25 protein-coding genes are annotated in these 16338 nt (G+C 62.7%); 19 read left to right on the top strand and 6 right to left on the bottom strand.

Annotated features, from left to right (window positions below; all coding sequences use genetic code 11):
* The 13 genes from AC097O_RS16695 to AC097O_RS16635 form a co-directional block, all read left to right on the top strand.
* Positions 1–117: EF-Tu C-terminal domain-related protein (locus AC097O_RS16695; RefSeq protein ID WP_479584941.1), on the top strand; the 117-nt coding region annotated here is incomplete at its 5' end.
* 18 nt (positions 118–135) lie between these two features.
* On the top strand, positions 136–450 hold the full coding sequence (gene rpsJ, locus AC097O_RS16690) for a 30S ribosomal protein S10 (protein WP_019575636.1): 315 nt from the start codon (positions 136–138) through the stop codon (positions 448–450).
* Positions 451–664: 214 nt separating this feature from the next.
* Positions 665–1339: a 50S ribosomal protein L3 gene (gene rplC / locus AC097O_RS16685; RefSeq protein ID WP_315246657.1), complete on the top strand. Its 675-nt coding sequence runs from the start codon at positions 665–667 to the stop codon at positions 1337–1339.
* Complete coding sequence (gene rplD, locus AC097O_RS16680; protein WP_315209517.1) at positions 1339–1959, top strand: 50S ribosomal protein L4; 621 nt, start codon at positions 1339–1341, stop codon at positions 1957–1959. Before rplC ends, rplD begins: the two co-directional genes overlap by 1 nt.
* Positions 1956–2285, top strand: a complete 330-nt coding sequence (gene rplW / locus AC097O_RS16675; RefSeq protein ID WP_295952978.1) for a 50S ribosomal protein L23 — start codon at positions 1956–1958, stop codon at positions 2283–2285. The genes rplD and rplW overlap by 4 nt, the downstream gene beginning before the upstream one ends.
* Before the next feature lie 2 nt (positions 2286–2287).
* Positions 2288–3112 carry a 50S ribosomal protein L2 gene (gene rplB, locus AC097O_RS16670; protein WP_315228369.1) on the top strand — a complete coding sequence of 275 codons (825 nt, stop codon included), beginning with the start codon at positions 2288–2290 and terminating at the stop codon, positions 3110–3112.
* Between the two features lie 11 nt (positions 3113–3123).
* Complete coding sequence (rpsS, locus tag AC097O_RS16665; RefSeq protein WP_295952987.1) at positions 3124–3402, top strand: 30S ribosomal protein S19; 279 nt, start codon at positions 3124–3126, stop codon at positions 3400–3402.
* A gap of 10 nt (positions 3403–3412) precedes the next feature.
* Positions 3413–3742 (top strand): 50S ribosomal protein L22, encoded by a 330-nt coding sequence (rplV, locus tag AC097O_RS16660; RefSeq protein ID WP_295952990.1) that lies wholly within the window; start codon positions 3413–3415, stop codon positions 3740–3742.
* 13 nt (positions 3743–3755) lie between these two features.
* Entirely contained in the window at positions 3756–4658 is a 903-nt protein-coding gene (gene rpsC, locus AC097O_RS16655) for a 30S ribosomal protein S3 (RefSeq protein ID WP_315209524.1), read from the top strand.
* A gap of 2 nt (positions 4659–4660) precedes the next feature.
* A complete protein-coding gene (gene rplP, locus AC097O_RS16650) occupies positions 4661–5077 on the top strand; it encodes a 50S ribosomal protein L16 (RefSeq protein ID WP_029708121.1) in 417 nt (138 codons plus the stop codon).
* Positions 5078–5090: 13 nt separating this feature from the next.
* A complete protein-coding gene (rpmC, locus tag AC097O_RS16645; protein WP_315209528.1) occupies positions 5091–5300 on the top strand; it encodes a 50S ribosomal protein L29 in 210 nt (69 codons plus the stop codon).
* A 10-nt stretch (positions 5301–5310) separates the two neighbouring features.
* Positions 5311–5580 carry a 30S ribosomal protein S17 gene (rpsQ, locus tag AC097O_RS16640; protein WP_315209531.1) on the top strand — a complete coding sequence of 90 codons (270 nt, stop codon included), beginning with the start codon at positions 5311–5313 and terminating at the stop codon, positions 5578–5580.
* A 100-nt stretch (positions 5581–5680) separates the two neighbouring features.
* On the top strand, positions 5681–6190 hold the full coding sequence (locus AC097O_RS16635; protein WP_479594031.1) for a redoxin family protein: 510 nt from the start codon (positions 5681–5683) through the stop codon (positions 6188–6190).
* Between the two features lie 84 nt (positions 6191–6274).
* Here AC097O_RS16635 and AC097O_RS16630 read toward each other — a convergent pair whose 3' ends face one another.
* Positions 6275–7147 (bottom strand): LysR substrate-binding domain-containing protein, encoded by an 873-nt coding sequence (locus AC097O_RS16630; RefSeq protein WP_479594030.1) that lies wholly within the window; start codon positions 7145–7147, stop codon positions 6275–6277.
* 70 nt (positions 7148–7217) lie between these two features.
* On the opposite strand from AC097O_RS16630, the gene asd reads away from it, so the two are divergent.
* Positions 7218–8060 carry an archaetidylserine decarboxylase gene (gene asd, locus AC097O_RS16625; RefSeq protein WP_479594029.1) on the top strand — a complete coding sequence of 281 codons (843 nt, stop codon included), beginning with the start codon at positions 7218–7220 and terminating at the stop codon, positions 8058–8060.
* Here asd and purU read toward each other — a convergent pair.
* Genes purU through AC097O_RS16605 form a run of 4 tightly spaced genes read right to left on the bottom strand, consistent with a single transcriptional unit; the run spans position 8053 to position 11091 of the window.
* Entirely contained in the window at positions 8053–8901 is an 849-nt protein-coding gene (gene purU / locus AC097O_RS16620) for a formyltetrahydrofolate deformylase (protein ID WP_479594028.1), read from the bottom strand. The genes asd and purU overlap by 8 nt on opposite strands.
* On the bottom strand, positions 8898–9674 hold the full coding sequence (locus tag AC097O_RS16615; RefSeq protein ID WP_479594027.1) for a ChaN family lipoprotein: 777 nt from the start codon (positions 9672–9674) through the stop codon (positions 8898–8900). The genes purU and AC097O_RS16615 overlap by 4 nt, the downstream gene beginning before the upstream one ends.
* Before the next feature lie 5 nt (positions 9675–9679).
* Positions 9680–9973: a BTH_I0359 family protein gene (locus AC097O_RS16610; protein ID WP_479594026.1), complete on the bottom strand. Its 294-nt coding sequence runs from the start codon at positions 9971–9973 to the stop codon at positions 9680–9682.
* 59 nt (positions 9974–10032) lie between these two features.
* Entirely contained in the window at positions 10033–11091 is a 1059-nt protein-coding gene (locus tag AC097O_RS16605) for a DUF3108 domain-containing protein (RefSeq protein WP_479594025.1), read from the bottom strand.
* 44 nt (positions 11092–11135) lie between these two features.
* Here AC097O_RS16605 and AC097O_RS16600 point away from each other — a divergent pair, with 44 nt between their 5' ends.
* The 3 genes from AC097O_RS16600 to AC097O_RS16590 all read left to right on the top strand — a co-directional run bounded on the left by AC097O_RS16600 (position 11136) and on the right by AC097O_RS16590 (position 13614).
* Positions 11136–12110 carry a fumarylacetoacetate hydrolase family protein gene (locus tag AC097O_RS16600; RefSeq protein WP_479594024.1) on the top strand — a complete coding sequence of 325 codons (975 nt, stop codon included), beginning with the start codon at positions 11136–11138 and terminating at the stop codon, positions 12108–12110.
* 18 nt (positions 12111–12128) lie between these two features.
* Positions 12129–12527: an energy transducer TonB family protein gene (locus AC097O_RS16595; RefSeq protein WP_479594023.1), complete on the top strand. Its 399-nt coding sequence runs from the start codon at positions 12129–12131 to the stop codon at positions 12525–12527.
* A gap of 154 nt (positions 12528–12681) precedes the next feature.
* Positions 12682–13614, top strand: coding sequence for a YcjF family protein (locus tag AC097O_RS16590; protein ID WP_479594022.1), 933 nt, complete (start codon positions 12682–12684; stop codon positions 13612–13614).
* Between the two features lie 56 nt (positions 13615–13670).
* Here the strand turns inward: AC097O_RS16590 and AC097O_RS16585 are convergent, their stop codons facing one another.
* Positions 13671–15254 carry a DUF2235 domain-containing protein gene (locus tag AC097O_RS16585; protein WP_479594021.1) on the bottom strand — a complete coding sequence of 528 codons (1584 nt, stop codon included), beginning with the start codon at positions 15252–15254 and terminating at the stop codon, positions 13671–13673.
* Between the two features lie 77 nt (positions 15255–15331).
* Here AC097O_RS16585 and AC097O_RS16580 point away from each other — a divergent pair, with 77 nt between their 5' ends.
* Positions 15332–15709 carry a hypothetical protein gene (locus AC097O_RS16580; RefSeq protein ID WP_479594020.1) on the top strand — a complete coding sequence of 126 codons (378 nt, stop codon included), beginning with the start codon at positions 15332–15334 and terminating at the stop codon, positions 15707–15709.
* Positions 15710–15787: 78 nt separating this feature from the next.
* Complete coding sequence (locus tag AC097O_RS16575; protein WP_479594019.1) at positions 15788–16333, top strand: YcnI family copper-binding membrane protein; 546 nt, start codon at positions 15788–15790, stop codon at positions 16331–16333.
* The last annotated feature ends 5 nt before the right edge of the window (positions 16334–16338 follow it).

The following is a 16338-nucleotide window of genomic DNA, read 5'->3' as shown; positions in this document are numbered from 1 at the left end:
GTGTCGATCACCGTCAAGCTGATCAACCCCATCGCCATGGAAGAAGGTCTGCGTTTCGCTATCCGCGAAGGCGGCAAGACCGTCGGCGCCGGTGTGGTTGCCAAGATCATTGCTTAAAACGACGTAGGAAAAACCATGTCTACCAAGCAAAAAATCCGCATCCGCCTGAAGGCGTTCGACTACAAACTCATCGACCAATCGGCCGCTGAAATTGTGGATACCGCCAAGCGCACCGGCGCGATTGTCAAGGGTCCCGTGCCTTTGCCAACCCGCATGAAGCGTTTCGACATCCTGCGTTCGCCGCACGTCAACAAGACCAGCCGCGACCAGTTCGAAATCCGTACGCACCAGCGCCTGATGGACATCGTTGACCCGACAGACAAAACTGTTGACGCGTTGATGAAGCTCGATCTGCCCGCTGGCGTGGACGTTGAAATCAAGCTGCAATAAAACAGCGATAAGGCAATCGGTGTGGTTTTCGCGCAAGCGGGAGCCACCCACCCCCCAAGGAAATAGCCCGCACTTGCCGAAAATGCAAGTGCGGGCTATACTCCAAGGCTGCGCTGAAATTCGCAAGGGTTTCAGCGCAGTTTTATTAACAGTCTTTCACGCAAAAACCGTGTAGCCAATTGCAGTTACACGGGTGGAAGTTACGGAGAAAACAATGAGTCAAAGCAACTCCCTAGGGTTGCTGGGCCGCAAGGTAGGCATGATGCGCCTATTCACCGATGACGGGGACGCAGTTCCTGTGACGGTGGTAGACGTGTCTAACAACCGTGTCACCCAGATCAAAACCCAAGAGAACGACGGTTATGTGGCCCTGCAGGTCACATTCGGCGCACGCAAAGCTTCGCGTGTGACCAAGCCGGCGGCCGGTCACCTTGCGAAAGCAGGCGTTGAAGCCGGTGAAATCATCCAGGAATTCCGCGTCACGTCCGATGCAGCTGCCCAGTACAAGCCGGGTTCTGTTGTCGCCGCTGGTGCTGTGTTTGCCGTGGGTCAAAAAGTCGACGTGCAAGGCACCACGATTGGTAAAGGCTTTGCCGGCACCATCAAGCGCCACCACATGAGCTCGCAGCGTGCTTCGCACGGTAACAGCCGCTCGCACAATGTTCCTGGCTCCATCGGTATGGCCCAGGATCCAGGTCGCGTGTTCCCTGGTAAGCGCATGACGGGTCATTTGGGTGTGGACACAGTCACCACCCAGAACCTCGACGTGATCCGCATCGACGAAGCCCGTCAACTGCTTTTGATCCGGGGCGCAGTTCCTGGTTCCAAGGGTGGTTTTGTGACGGTGCGCCACGCCATCAAGGCCAAAGTAACGCAAGGAGCGAACTAATGCAGCTCGAACTCCTGAATGACCAAGGCCAGGCCGCATCCAAGTTTGATGCGTCTGAAGCTGTATTCGGTCGTGCTTACAACGAAGATCTGGTGCACCAGGTTGTAGTCGCTTTCCAAGCCAACGCGCGTCAAGGCACCCGTGCCCAAAAAGACCGTGAGCAGGTTCGCCATTCGACCAAGAAGCCGTTCAAGCAAAAGGGAACTGGCCGCGCTCGCGCCGGTATGACCTCCTCGCCCCTGTGGCGCGGCGGCGGTCGTATTTTCCCGAATATGCCTGACGAAAACTTCACGCAAAAAATCAACAAGAAGATGTACCGCGCTGGTATGGCTGCGATCCTGTCGCAGCTGGCCCGTGAAGGTCGTCTGGCCGTTGTTGACTCGCTGACCGTCGATTCGCCCAAGACCAAGCCCCTGGCGGCAAAGTTCAAGGCCATGAATCTGGCGTCGGTGCTGGTCATCGCGGACGAAATCGATGAAAACCTGTATTTGGCTTCCCGCAATCTGGTCAACATTCTCGTGGTTGAGCCCCGTTACGCCGATCCGGTGTCGCTGGTCCACTACAAGAAGGTTTTGGTGACCAAGGCTGCCATGGACAAACTCCAGGAGATGTTCGCATGAGCCGCATGAACTCGACGAAGCGTCAATTTGACGAAGGCCGTCTGATGCAAGTGCTGATCGCTCCCATCGTGTCTGAAAAGGCAACCATGGTGGCTGAGAAGTCCAACGCAGTGACGTTCAAGGTACTCCAGGACGCGACCAAGCACGAGATCATGGCTGCAGTGCAGCTGATGTTCAAGGTGGAAGTCAAGGGCGTTTCTGTGGTCAACACCAAAGGCAAAACCAAGCGTTTTGGCAAATCCATCGGTCGCCGCGACAACATTCGCAAGGCCTATGTGACGCTGAAGCCTGGTCAAGAGCTGAACCTGACCGGGGAGGCCGCGTAATCATGGCTGTCATTAAAATGAAACCCACTTCGCCAGGCCAACGCGGCATGGTGAAGGTCTCGCGTGACCACCTGTACAAGGGTGCTCCTCACGCGGCGCTGCTGGAACCCCAGTTCCAAAAAGCGGGCCGTAACAACAATGGTCATATCACCATCCGCCACCGTGGCGGCGGTCATAAGCACCATTACCGCGTTGTGGACTTTGTTCGCAACAAGGATGGCATCCCCGCAAAGGTTGAGCGTATTGAATACGATCCAAACCGTACGGCCCACATCGCTCTGGTGTGCTATGCCGACGGCGAGCGTCGTTACATCATTGCTCCCCGTGGCCTGGAAGCCGGTGCAAGCCTGATGAGCGGTGCAGAAGCACCGATCCGCGCAGGTAACACCTTGCCTATCCGTAACATCCCTGTGGGTTCGACCATCCACTGCATCGAGCTCAAGCCCGGTGCTGGTGCACAGATCGCCCGTTCGGCTGGTACCTCGGCAACGCTGTTGGCACGTGAAGGCATCTACGCCCAGGTGCGTATGCGCTCCGGTGAAGTTCGCAAGATCCACATCGAATGCCGCGCCACCATTGGTGAAGTCGCCAACGAAGAACACAGCCTGCGCCGTTTGGGCAAGGCCGGTGCGAAGCGCTGGAAGGGTATCCGCCCAACCGTTCGCGGTGTGGTGATGAATCCTGTCGATCACCCACACGGCGGTGGTGAAGGTAAGACCGGCGAAGGCCGTCATCCAGTCGATCCTTGGGGCAATCTGACCAAGGGTTACCGTACCCGTAACAACAAGCGCACCCAAGTGATGGTGGTGTCGCGTCGCAAGAAGTAAGGGGTAGCTAGATGACTCGCTCACTTAAAAAAGGTCCCTTCGTAGACCACCATTTGCTGGCCAAGGCTGAAAAAGCCGTCGCCATCAAAGACAAAAAGCCAATTAAGACCTGGTCGCGTCGTTCCATGATCTTGCCCGATTTCATCGGCCTGACCATTGCTGTGCACAACGGCAAACAGCACGTCCCTGTCTATATTACCGACCAAATGGTGGGCCATAAGTTGGGAGAGTTCGCACTCACCCGTACTTTCAAGGGTCACCCTGCCGACAAAAAAGTCGTGCGGAAATAAGGAATAGACCATGGAAACACGTGCAGTCCTTCGCGGCGTGCGTTTGTCAGTAGACAAAGGCCGCCTGGTCGCAGATTTGATCCGCGGCAAAAAGGTAGACCAAGCCCTGAACGTCTTGGAGTTCACGCAGAAAAAAGCTGCCGTGATCATCAAGAAGGTTCTGGAGTCGGCTATCGCCAACGCTGAGCACAATGACGGTGCCGACATCGACGAGTTGAAGGTCAAGACCATCTTCGTCGAACAAGGTGCCACTCTCAAGCGTTTCACAGCCCGTGCAAAGGGCCGTGGTAACAGCATCAGCAAGCCCACGTGCCATGTGTACGTGACGGTCGGTAACTAAAAGGTCGGAAGATATGGGACAAAAAATCCACCCTACCGGCTTTCGTTTGTCGGTCAGCCGTAACTGGTCCAGCCGTTGGTACGCAAGCAACAACGACTTCGCCGGCATGCTGGCCGAAGACATCAAGGTACGTGAGTACCTGAAAGCCAAACTGAAGAATGCTTCGGTTTCGCGCATCTTGATCGAGCGTCCTGCCAAGAACGCCCGTATCACGATCTTCTCGGCTCGTCCGGGTGTCGTGATCGGCAAAAAAGGCGAAGACATCGAGAACCTCAAGCGTGACCTGGCCAAGCAATTGGGCGTGCCCGTCGCAGTCAACATCGAAGAAGTGCGCAAGCCTGAAATCGATGCCAAGCTGATTGCCGACTCGATCACCCAGCAGCTCGAAAAGCGCATCATGTTCCGCCGTGCGATGAAGCGCGCCATGCAAAACGCCATGCGTCTGGGTGCCCTGGGCATCAAGATCATGTCGTCTGGCCGTCTGAATGGCATTGAAATCGCTCGTTGCGAGTGGTACCGCGAAGGTCGCGTGCCACTGCACACCTTGCGTGCGGACATCGACTACGGCACCTCGGAAGCCAAAACCACTTACGGCATTATTGGCGTGAAGGTTTGGGTCTACAAGGGTGATACCTTGGGTCGTAACGATCTGCCTGCTGTGCAAGAGCCGCGCAATGAAGAAGAGCGTCGTCCCCGTGGACCCCGTCGCGATGACCGCGGCGGCCGTCCTGGTGGCAATGACCGTCCTCCAGCTCGTGGTCCCCGCCGTCCTGTAGGTGCCAATGCGGCTCCTGCAGACGGTAGCGACAAACCTGTTGAAGCCACAGGTGCTACGGCACCGAAATCTACCGTTCAGCGCGTCCGTAAAGTAGCCGCGCCTGCTGCACCCGCTGCAGCTGACGGTAAAGGAGAATAAACATGTTGCAACCCGCGCGTCGCAAGTACCGCAAAGAGCAAAAAGGCCGTAACACCGGCATCGCAACCCGGGGTAGCTCGGTTGCGTTTGGTGATTTCGGTCTGAAGTGCACGGACCGTGGCCGTCTGACGGCCCGCCAGATTGAAGCCGCACGCCGTGCGATTTCCCGCCACGTCAAACGTGGTGGTCGTATCTGGATCCGTGTGTTCCCCGACAAGCCAATTTCCCAAAAGCCTGCTGAAGTGCGGATGGGTAACGGTAAGGGTAACCCCGAGTATTACGTGGCTGAAATCCAGCCCGGCAAGATCGTGTTTGAAATCGTCGGTGTTCCCGAAGAGCTGGCCCGTGAAGCGTTCCGTTTGGCAGCCGCCAAACTGCCTTTGCGTACCACCTTCGTGGCCCGCATGATTGGTCAGTGATCAGGAGATTGAGATGACGAAAGCTACTGAATTACGTACCAAAGACGTTGCCGGCCTGCAAACCGAAGTGAAAGCGCTGCAACGCGCCCATTTCGGCCTGCGTATGCAAAAAGCCACGCAACAACTTTCCAACACAGCCACGCTGCGCACTGCGCGCCGTGACATTGCCCGCGCCAAGACCATTCTTGTCGAGAAGCAATCGGCTGACAAATCCGCCAAATAAGGAGCGATAAATGACGGAAGCTAAAACATCCCTCAAGCGCACCTTGGTTGGCAAGGTGGTCAGCGACAAACGTGCGAAGACTGTGACTGTGCTGATCGAGCGCCGTGTGAAGCACGAGCTCTACGGCAAGATCGTTGGCAAGTCGAGCAAGTACCACGCCCATGACGAAAAGGGCGAGTACAAGCTGGGCGACACCATCGAGATCACCGAAAGCCGCCCGATCTCCAAAACCAAGAACTGGGTTGCGACCCGTCTGGTGCAAAAGGCTATTGCGGTTTAAACCTGCAAACTAGTTAAAAAACGGCTCACAATGTGGGCCGTTTTTGTTTTTGGGCTCGGATTGGGCCCATTTCTATTTTTAACCTACAAAGGAGCACACCATGATCAAAGTCGGCGACACACTGCCATCCACCACTCTGATGGAATTCATTGAAATTGAAGGCGAAGGCTGCAGCATTGGCCCCAACCCGGTCGATGTCAGCAAGGCCACCGCAGGCAAGACGATTGCCCTGTTTGCCTTGCCCGGCGCGTTCACGCCCACCTGCTCGGCCCAGCACGTGCCTGGCTACCTCCAGCACTTCGAAGCCTTCAAAGCTGCAGGCGTGGACGAAATCTGGTGTATCAGCGTGAACGACGCTTTTGTCATGGGTGCCTGGGGCCGCGACCAGAAGACCGCTGGCAAGGTGCGCATGCTGGGCGACGGCAGCGCCGCCTTCACCACCGCTGCCGGCCTGGTGCTGGACCTGACCGCCAAGGGCCTGGGTATCCGCAGCCACCGCTATTCCATGCTGGTGAAAAACGGCGTGGTGCAAACCCTGAACCTGGAAGACGGCGGCAAGCTGGAAGTCAGCGGCGCAGAAACTCTGCTGGCCCAGGTCAAGGCTGCTTAAACCTTTTGCTATCTAAATAAGAGCTTCCCGTGCTTATTCCATCAGCACGGGCAGCTCTTTTTATTTAAATTCTGGAAAAGGCTGTCAGACCATCGCCTTTTTCAGCCAGTCGGCAAACGCCGCACATTCCCAGCGGTCCATCGCGCCGGTGTGCCAGCACAGGTAGTGCGCATGCGGGCTGGGCACGTTACGGGTGAACAGGCGCACCAGCGAGCCGTTTTCCAGCCACGCGGCCCCCAGGCGCAGGCGCACCAGGCCTATGCCCATGCCGGCGGCAGCGGCATCGCACATCAGGCCAATATCGTTGAACTGCGAGCCGTCCACCGGCTCCGGCCAGTCCTGCTGGTGGGCGGCAAACCAGGTACGCCAGGGCTCCAGCGGGCTGCGCAGCAGGCGGGCACCCTCCAGGTCGGCCACGCTCTCAAACGGGCCATGCTCGCGCACAAAGCTAGGCGAGGCCAAGGGCGTGACCTCGTCGCGGGTCAGGCAGACGTGCTCCACATCGGCGTAGCGGCCCGTGCCAAAGCGCACCATCAGATCGGCATCTTCGGCCACCACGTCCAGCAGCGGAATCGACACCTGCAGCGTCAGGTCGATCTCGGGATAGGCCTCGGTGAACTGGCGCAGGCGGGGGATCAGGATGGCGCGGGCGAAGGTGGGTGTCACCGCCAGGCGCAGCTTGCGCTTGCCCGGGGCCGACTGGGCGCTGGGGAAGCGCTCCAGAATCGCTAGGCCTTCGCGCACATGGGCCAGGTACTCGCTGCCCTCGGTGGTGAGCGAGAAGTCGGCCCGGCCAAACAGCTTGGTGCCCAGGATCTGCTCCAGCTGCTTGACCCGGTGGCTGACGGCGCTGGGCGTGACGCACAGCTCCTCGGCCGCCTGCGTCACGCTGCGCAACCGGGCCAGCGCCTCGAAGGTCAAAAGGCACTGGATCGGGGGTATACGTGTAACGCTCATGCCCGGATTGTCCCTCTTGTGATGGGCCCCGCTGGCTACAATTGCCCCCTTTTTGCCTAAGGGATTGCGCGTGTCTGACCGTTTCAAAGTGTGGCTGCAGTACTTGCTGCCCAAACACGCCATCACCGCATTTGGCTGGCACGTCGCCACGGCGCGCGCGGGCCGCATCACCACCGGCATCATCCGTTGGTTCGTTGGCAAATACGGGGTGAACATGGCCGAAGCGGCCAACCCCGACATCACCAGCTACGCCAGCTTCAACGACTTTTTCACCCGCGCCCTGAAGCCCGGCGCGCGTCCGCTGGCCCAGGCCTCCCTGGTGTGCCCGGTGGACGGCGCGATCAGCCAGTTTGGCCGTATCGAGCGCGACCAGATCTTCCAGGCCAAGGGCCATACCTTTTCGACCACTGCGCTGGTGGGCGGCGACGCGGCGCTGGGCGCGCTGTTCGAGAACGGCCACTTTGCCAATATCTACCTCAGCCCCAAGGACTACCACCGCATCCACATGCCCTGCGACGGGCGGCTGACGCGCATGGTCTATGTGCCGGGCGATTTGTTTTCGGTGAACCCGGTCACGGCGCAGGGCGTGCCGGGGCTGTTTGCGCGCAACGAGCGGGTCGTGTGTGTGTTCGACTCCCCCCGCGGGCCCTTCGTGCTGGTGCTGGTGGGTGCCGCCATTGTCGGCAGCATGGCGACGGTCTGGCAGGGCATCATCAACCCGCCGCGCGGCCCGGTGCGCGAATGGCGCTACGAAGACCAGAAGGTTGAATTGAAGCAGGGCGACGAGATGGGCCGCTTCCTGCTGGGTTCTACCGTGGTGATGCTGTTCCCCAAGGGACCACTCACGTTCAACCCCGCCTGGGCACCGGCAAAAAGCGTGCGCCTGGGCGAGGTGATGGCTAACGCTATTTGAAAATCACCGTCTTGTGGCCGTTGAGCAGCACGCGGTGCTCGCTGTGCCACTTGACGGCGCGGGCCAGCACCTGGCTCTCGGTGTCGCGGCCCTGGGCGGTGAAGTGCTCTACCGTACGGCTATGGTCCACGCGGGCCACGTCTTGCTCGATGATCGGGCCTTCGTCCAAATCCGCCGTCACGTAGTGGGCGGTGGCGCCGATCAGCTTCACGCCCCGGTCGTGGGCCTGGTAGTAGGGCTTGGCGCCCTTGAAGCTGGGCAAGAAGCTGTGGTGGATGTTGATGGCCCGGCCACTCAGCTTGCGGCACAGGTCGTCGCTCAAAATCTGCATGTAGCGCGCCAGCACAATCAGTTCCGCGCTCTCATTTTCGATGACTTCATAGATGCGCGCCTCGGCCTGGGCCTTGGTGGCAGCGGTTACCGGGATGTGGTGGAAGGGCACGTTGTAGCTGGCCGCCAGCTGGTAGAAGTCGCGGTGGTTGCTGACGATGGCGCGGATGTCCAGCGGCAGCAGGCCGCTCTTCCAGCGGAACAGCAGGTCGTTCAGGCAGTGGCCTTCCTTGCTGACCATCAGCACGGTGCGCACGGGTGCCGATGCGTCGTGCAGGCTCCAGCGCATGGCAAAGCCCTCGGCAAACGGGGCCAGCTGGCTGCGCAGGTCTGCGGTGGCGATGGCCGCGCTGGCGAACTGCACGCGCATGAAGAACAAACCCGTGTCGGGGTCGTTGTACTGGCCAGCTTCTTCGATGTTGCAGCCGCGCTCCAGCAAGAAACCAGAAACAGCGTGCACGATGCCCGGGCGGTCGGGGCAAGACAGGGTGAGGATGTGGGCGTAAGTCATTGGGGCTGGATTGTCGCGCAGTAGTCGGTCGGTGGAATGGGGGGCGTGACCCAGGTGCTATCAAAATTTACTATGCTTTTAGGAGCTGCTTGCGCTGATTGGACGAGCAGTAGCACCGTTTTTGACTGGAAATTTGGGGGTAAATATTGCGGAATGCCCAGGCTGGTGTCCACATGGCCTGCCCCGGCCAGCAGCAGCACCGTCTTGCCGGGCACTGCGGCCGCCTGCAGGGTCTGCGCCATGGCCTGGTCGCGGGCGATCTGGATGCGGGTCATGGGCGCGATCTGGCTCTCGGGCAGCAGGCCGCAGTGGCCCAGGCGGATGGCCTGCTGCTGGGCTTTCAGCGCTGGGCCGGGCAGGGCACCGTCCAGTCGCACATTGGCCATGGCGGCGCGCATCTGGGCGCGGGGCAGGTTGGCTCCGAGTACTGGCACGCCTGCCTGCACCGCTGCCATCACCGCCGGGCCGTAGGCCGCCCAGGGCCAGCCTGCGTCGTTCCAGGCCAGGGCGGTCTGGACTTCGGTGGGGCTGGCGGAGGCGGGCAGGGCGGCGGTGCTGTGGCCTTGCTCGGCCATCTCCAGCACCAGGGCGGCGAGCTGGCCGTGGGCGGCCAGGCTTTCAACCGTCTCGCGATGGATACGTTGGTGGTCGGGCGCGTCGTGCTGTTCGCCCAAGAGGATGGCATCGGCGGGCAGCAGCGCCAGGGTGCGGTTGGGTGCGACGCTGGCGCAGCCGACCAACAAGGCCGTGGCCAGCAGGGCGGCGCGCAACATTGCTGTTAGTGGATGACGACCGGGTTCTGCGCCAGCCCGGCGTACTGCTCCAGCGTGTCTTCCACTTCTTCTTGCGTGGGCGTGTTGAGCTGCCAGGCGGCGATGTGGCGCTGGAACAGCTCGGCCCAGGAGCCGTCTAAATACACCTCTTTGCCCGAGCGTTTGTCCACGATCTCAAAACCGTGGCGCTCCAGCGTGGGGGGGCGGGGGGTGTCTGGCACCGGCAGCAGGGCTTCCAGGGCGGCGACGGGCTGCATGTGGACCACCACAAAGGATTCGGAGTCGTACAGCGTGTTCATGGTGGGGTCCTTCATTCAAAGCTACAGCACAGTTGGAGTCGATTGCTGTGGTTTCAAGCTTAGGGCTTTTCCATGCCGCGCAACTGCAGGTCCATGAAATCTCTGTTGGCGTTTGTGATGATCAGCCGAACCGGCAGATAGCCCATGCCGGGGGCCAGCCAGAGCTCGACCTGTTGGTCGAAGGGTTTGCGCGGCTTGCGGGTGAGCTTGAGCGTATCGATGCCGCCAGAGGGCACGTGGATTTTCTCCGGCCCTTCCACGTTGAAGATCCACAGGTCGGCATCCTTGGGGCCCACCGTCTGGATGGCGATGGTGGCTGCGGGCGGGTAGGCGGCGGGGTCGGCGGCCAGGATGCCCGCGATCTGCAGGATCACGCTGAGCTGGTCTTGCGCGGCGGTTTGCAGCACCACGTCGGGCGTGTTGGCGCTGAAGCTGGCGCGGCGCTGGGCCTGGTCGAAGTGGGCCGCCACCTCGGTGCGCCATTTGTCGGAAAAGCGCTGCGGTGCCAGGCCCTCAGGCGTGATGCTGCCCACGCTGGTGCGGGTGCGCGAGCCTAAAAACAGCATGCTGGCCTGCAGCGTGGCCTGGTAACGCAGGCCATCGTGCTGCCACAGCAGCTCGCCGCGCGCGTTGTAGGGCAGCTTTTTGGATTCACCGGTGAGTGCGTACAGCAGGCGCACCGGGTCGGGGAAGGCGAATTGGGTGGCGTGGGTTAGCGGCACAGCGGGTGGCGCAGGAGCCGAAGCGGCGGAGGCCGGTGGTTCGGGCGGAGGTAGCACTTCCACCGGCGCAGACGCGGGCGGCTCGGGCGGTGGCGGCAAGGGCTCTACCGGTGCGGGTTCCACGGGCTCTGCTGCGGCGACCGTGGTGGTGGATTCTGTTTCGGGCGGCGGCGGTGCGGGCTTGCGCACCGGCTTCGTCGGGGCGGGCTGGGGTGCAGCAGGAGCCGGTGGAGGAGGTACCGGTGCGGCGATGCTGCGGGTGCTCAGCGTCTGCACCACCATCGGGGCCTGCACCTGCAGCATGGCGGGCAGGCGCTGCAGCACGGCCAGGTGGGCGGCCAGTACGGCGGTGGCCACGGCCAGCAGGGGCCACCAATAGGGCTTCGTTAAACTCATTGGGCTATGCAACGTTTGACTATCCCCACCCGGCTGACCTCTCCATGAAACTGGCTACCTACCAAGACGGTTCCCGCGACGGCCAGCTCGTGGTGGTGTCGCGCGATCTGGCCACGGCCCATTATGCGACCGGGGTGGCCAGCCGCCTGCAACAGGTGCTGGACGACTGGGGCTTCCTCAGCCCGCAGCTGCAAGACCTGTATGACGCGCTGAACCAGGGCCGCGCCCGCCACAGCTTTGCGTTCGACCCGCGCCAGTGCCTGGCCCCGCTGCCGCGCGCCTACCAGGTGGTGGAAGGCCAGGCCTACCCCAGCCTGCTGCAAGCCCGCGAGGCCGGGAGCAGCCCGGTGCTGGCCCCTGGCACGGGCGACCACTTTGCCGGTGCCTGCGACCCGCTGCGCTGCGGTTCCGAGGCGCTGGGCATCGACTTCGGCGCAGGCCTGGCCGCCATCACCGCCGACGTGCCCCAGGGCGCGAGCCCACCGCAGGCGCTGGACGGCGTGCGCCTGCTGGTGCTGACCAACAGCGTGCGCCTGCGCAGCCTGGAGGCGGCCGAGCGGGCCGTGGGTGCGGGTTGGGTGCAGAGCGCGCCCATGCTGGCGTTCAGCCCGGTGGCGGTGACGCTGGACGAGCTGGGGGAATCCTGGGACAAGGGCCGCGTCCACCTGCCGCTGCACACCAGCTGGAATGGCCGCAAGGTCGGCATGTGCGATGCCGGGGCCGAGATGCAGTTCCACTTTGGCCAGCTCATCGCCCACCTGTGCGCCACGCGGGCGGTGCGGGCGGGCAGCGTCATTGGCTCCGGCCCGGTGGCGAATGCGGGTGTAGATGCCAAAGGCAAAGCCCAGTGGCCCAACGGCTACCACAGCATTGCCGAAAAGCGCGCCATGGAAACCCAGCGCAGCGGCCAGGCCAGCACCGGCTACCTGCAGTATGGCGACACGGTGCGTATCGAGATGAAGGGCCAGGACGGCCTGACCCTGTTTGGGGCCATCGACCAAGAGGTCGCCCCCCGCTAGTATTTTTGAGGAATTGCCATGCGAAGTTTTGTAGTTCGTGGATTGTTGGCCGCCGCCGTGGCGGTGCTGGTGGGCTGTGCCTCAGGGCCGCCCGAAGCCGAGTGGCCCGAGCAACTGGTCAGCATCGACGACATGCGCTCCACCAGCCCCTGGGTGGCCAAGGTCCCGCTGCCCGCCGTAGACATGGTGCGCGACCGCTCGCGCAACAGCACGGTGGTGCTGCAGGTGCACGTGGCCGCCGACGGCACGGTGCAGCGCGCCCGGGTCTTCCAATCCAGCGCCAACGCGGAGCTGGACGAGGCCGCGCTGGTGTCGGTGCGGGCCCTGCGTTTTCGGCCTTATTACGAGAACGGCGTGGCCCTGCCGGTCACCGTGGTGGCCCCCATGACCTTCAAGTTCTACGACCGGCCCCGTTAAGCATTGCTATGTAATCAGGAGCTGCTTGTGCTTATTCCATGGGCGCTAGAGCCCTGAAAGGCTTAATTTTTGGAGGTGCAGCATCGGCGGCAGCCCGGAACCTTTGGGCCGGTACCGGCACCAACCCGTTCCGTTATGTCCCGAGAACCTGTCCATGCAAGCATCTGAAACCCGCGCCATCGTCACCCTGAGCCTGCTCGCCGCTTTTGTGGATGGCGAAAAGCACGAACGTGAGCGCGCCGAAATCAAGCGCATCGCCGAAGGCCTGTCGCAAGCCGATGGCCTGAACCTGCCCACGCTGTACCAGGACGTGCTGATGCAGCGCGTCTCGCTAGCCACCGTGGCCGCCGCGCTGACCAGCGCCGAGTCCAAACAACTGGCCTACGAAATGGCGGTGTGCGTGTGCGATGCGGACGGCGTGCAGTCGGTGGCCGAACAGCGCTTTCTGGCCAGCGTGCAGCAGACCCTGGGGCTGGGCACGGCGGCAACCGCGCAGTTTGTAGAGCAGGCCGATGCCATGGCTTCTGCACCCTTAACTACGCCGGTGGCCGCCAAGCCTGGCGATGCCGAGCTGGACAAAACCATTTTGAACGCCGCCATCGTCAACGGCGCGCTGGAGCTGCTGCCCGAATCCCTGTCCACCATGGCCATCATCCCTTTGCAGATGCGGCTGGTGTACGGCATCGGCAAAGCGCACGGCTTTGAGCTGGACCGGGGCCACATCAAGGACTTTTTGGCCACCGTGGGCGTGGGCCTGACCTCGCAGTACCTGGAGCAGGCCGGGCGCAAGCTGCTGGGCGGCCTGCTCGGCAAGCTGGGCGGCGGCATGGTCGGGGGCCTGGCGCGCGGGCTGGGCCAGCAGGCCGTCAGCACCGGCATGAGTTTTGCCGCCACCTACGCCCTGGGCCACGTGGCCAAGCGTTACTACGCGGGTGGGCGCACGATGTCCACCCAGGTGCTCAAGGATGCCTACACCAGCGTGGCCCAGGAGGCGCAAGGCCTGCATGGCCGCTACCTGCCCGCCATCCAGGAGAAGGCCCGCACCCTGGACGCGGGCAAGGTCCTGGCCATGGTGCGCGGTGTGTGATGCTATGTAAATAGTAGCTGCTTGCGCTTATGAAATAAGCGCTGGCGGCCTAAAACTCATGCAACCCGGGTGATGGTCAACCGCACGCTGCCGTGGTTGTTGCGGTACAGCGCCCACACGTCGTTGGCAAAGCAAAACAGGTAGCCCGACCGGGTCACCGGGAACGGCGTTACAGCGTGGGCGGGCAGGTGCAGGTACTCGTGGGGGTCGGGGCTGCCGTCGTTGGGCACGATGGAGTCGTCCCCCGAGTCGTTGGCGATGGCGCCCACCAGGCTGAACCAGCGGTAGGACTCCACCCGCTTGGTCAGCCAGAAGTCGCTGGACGCGTTGCCGGTGGCGCGTTTCACCAGGTCCTCCAGCCTGCCGCCCAGTGAGCCTACGGCCCGGGCCAGGTCGCCAAAGGTGTAGTCGTCGTTCTCGGTGCCCCGCCAGTCACAGGCATCTTTGCTGTCCAGCCATTCGCCGGTCGCCGCAAAGGTGTAGCGCTGGCCCGCGGCCAGGTACACGCCGGTGGCGTTCCAGACGGTGTCGGCGTGGATGTCCACCGTGTGGCTTTCTTTTACGTCCAACTCCACGGTGCGGTGGTAGGCCGGGTAGGCGATGGGCGAGGCGGCCTGCCGGGTGCGGGCGCTTTCGTGGAAGCGCGCCTGCTGGGCGGGCACCATGGCTTCGATCTTGCGGGGCCGCGAGCGCAGCTTGGCAAACGCACCCTTGTACGAGTTGTGCAGCACGCCCAGCGGGTTGGGCTTGAGGGTGTTGGTGACTCCGGGGCGGAAGGCCAGGTCGGCGTCTTTTGCCTCGTCCATCATCCACAGCAGCGCGCCGTCGGACAGGTCGGTGTTGGCATAGCCGCCGCCCACGTTGCTGTGCACGCCGGGGAACCACACCTCTTGCGCATCGGGGTGCGCGCCGGGCGACCCTGCGGCGTTGCTCCAGCGGGTGACGGTGAAGCTGGCGCGGATCTCGTCCAGCGCCATGGCGTGGCGGGCGGTTTGCACGTGCTTGCCCAGGGCGGTGTTATGGAAGCGCCACTTTTTGCCGTTGTCGAACAGGTTCAGCAGCTCGAAGTCGTCGGGCACGCCCAGTGCGCCCACCGTATCCCACACGCCGATAAAGCGCACCGGGGTCGCGGCCTCGCCATGGAAGAACCGCCAGGTGGGCACGCCGTCAAACTCCGCATCGCGGGCCCAGACACGCGTGTCTTCCTCGCGTGTGGTGTAGCGCTGGTAGGCTGCGTAGGCCGCGTCCACCCGCTTCCAGGCGGTTTTGGACGGCAGCTCGCGCAGGTCCAGCAGGCCGCGCCCCAGCCAGCCGCCCAGGCTGCGGGCGGTAAACGCGCCCCGGCTGAAGCCAAAGATGTAGATGGCATCGCCCGGCGTGTAGTGCGTGGCCAGCCAGTGGTAGGCGCTGCGCAGGTGCTTGCTGATGCCCGTGCCCACGGCCCCGCCGGTGATCCGGTCCAGCGCATGCCCCTCGGCCCCCACGCCGGGGTGGTAGTAGGTGGTTTGCGGCTGGCCTTCGCTGTCCTTTTCGGCCAGGGCGTTGTACAGCTTGACCACATTGGTCGGGGCCAGAATGCCGTTGTCCTCCTGGGTGGGGGAGTTCCAGGTACCGTCGTTGCACAAAATGAGCCGCTTCATCGGGTTTTCTCCACATGCGATGCGCCATTGTGTGCAAAAAGTCCTTGCCGGGTCATCCTCCAAAGAGGGGAGTGATAATGTGCAGAATGCTTGCCCCGCACAACCCCCACACCCTGGCCCGCCGCTTTGCGCGCTGGGTGCTGCTGTGTTTTGCGTTGTCGCTGGGCGTGGCGATTGCGTCGCCGCTGACGCATCCGCAGGCCATGGAGCTGGTGTGCTCCAGCGGCGGGTCCGTCAAGCTGCTGGTCACCGCCCCCGACGGCAGCACCCAGGTGGTCAGCCAGATGGGCGACTGCCCGCTGTGCATCACCCCTGCCGCCCCGCCCCCTTGCGCCGTGGGGATGGCCGAGCCCGCCCAGCCGCTGTCGTATGCCTTGCGCAGCATACCGGCGGCGCACATCGCGTACGCCACCGCCGCGCCCCTGCCCGCGCGCGGGCCGCCTGCTTCCGTCTGAATTCCTAAATTGATAGCTGCCCACGCCGGTGTTACCAGCGTGAGCGGTGGTTTTCTTATGTTTTTTGCCGGAACGCGTATGTCTTTTTCTTTTGCTCTTAAATCCGTAGCTGCTTGCGCCCTTGCCATCAGCGCCAGCACCACTTTTGCCCACATTACCCTGGCCGACCAGGCCGCCTTGGCAGGCACTTACTACCGGGCCACGCTGCGCGTCGGCCACGGCTGCGAAGGCACGCCCACCACGGCCATCCGCGTCAGCATCCCGGCGGGGTTCACCGGGGCCAAGCCCATGCCCAAACCGGGCTGGACGCTGGCCGTCACCACCGGCAAACTCGCCAAACCCTATGACGACCACGGCAAGCAAATCACCGAAGGCGTGACCGACATCACCTGGACGGCCACCCCCGGCAATGCCCTGCCCGATGCCTACTACGACGAGTTCGTGCTGCGCGGTGGCCTGCCCGCTGCCGCCGGGGCCATGTGGTTCAAGGTGCTGCAAACCTGCGAAAAGGGCCGCACCGACTGGTCCGAAATACCGGCCAGCGGCACCTCGGACAAGGGTTTGAAGAACCCCGCCGCACTGCTGGAGATCATCCCCAGCGAACACGTTGGCCATGCCCACTGAGCGCG

This window comes from Rhodoferax sp. LS1P39 (genome assembly GCF_056521425.1).
The sequence above is the reverse complement of the archived record's forward strand: the minus strand, read 5'-3'. Positions and strand labels throughout refer to the sequence as shown.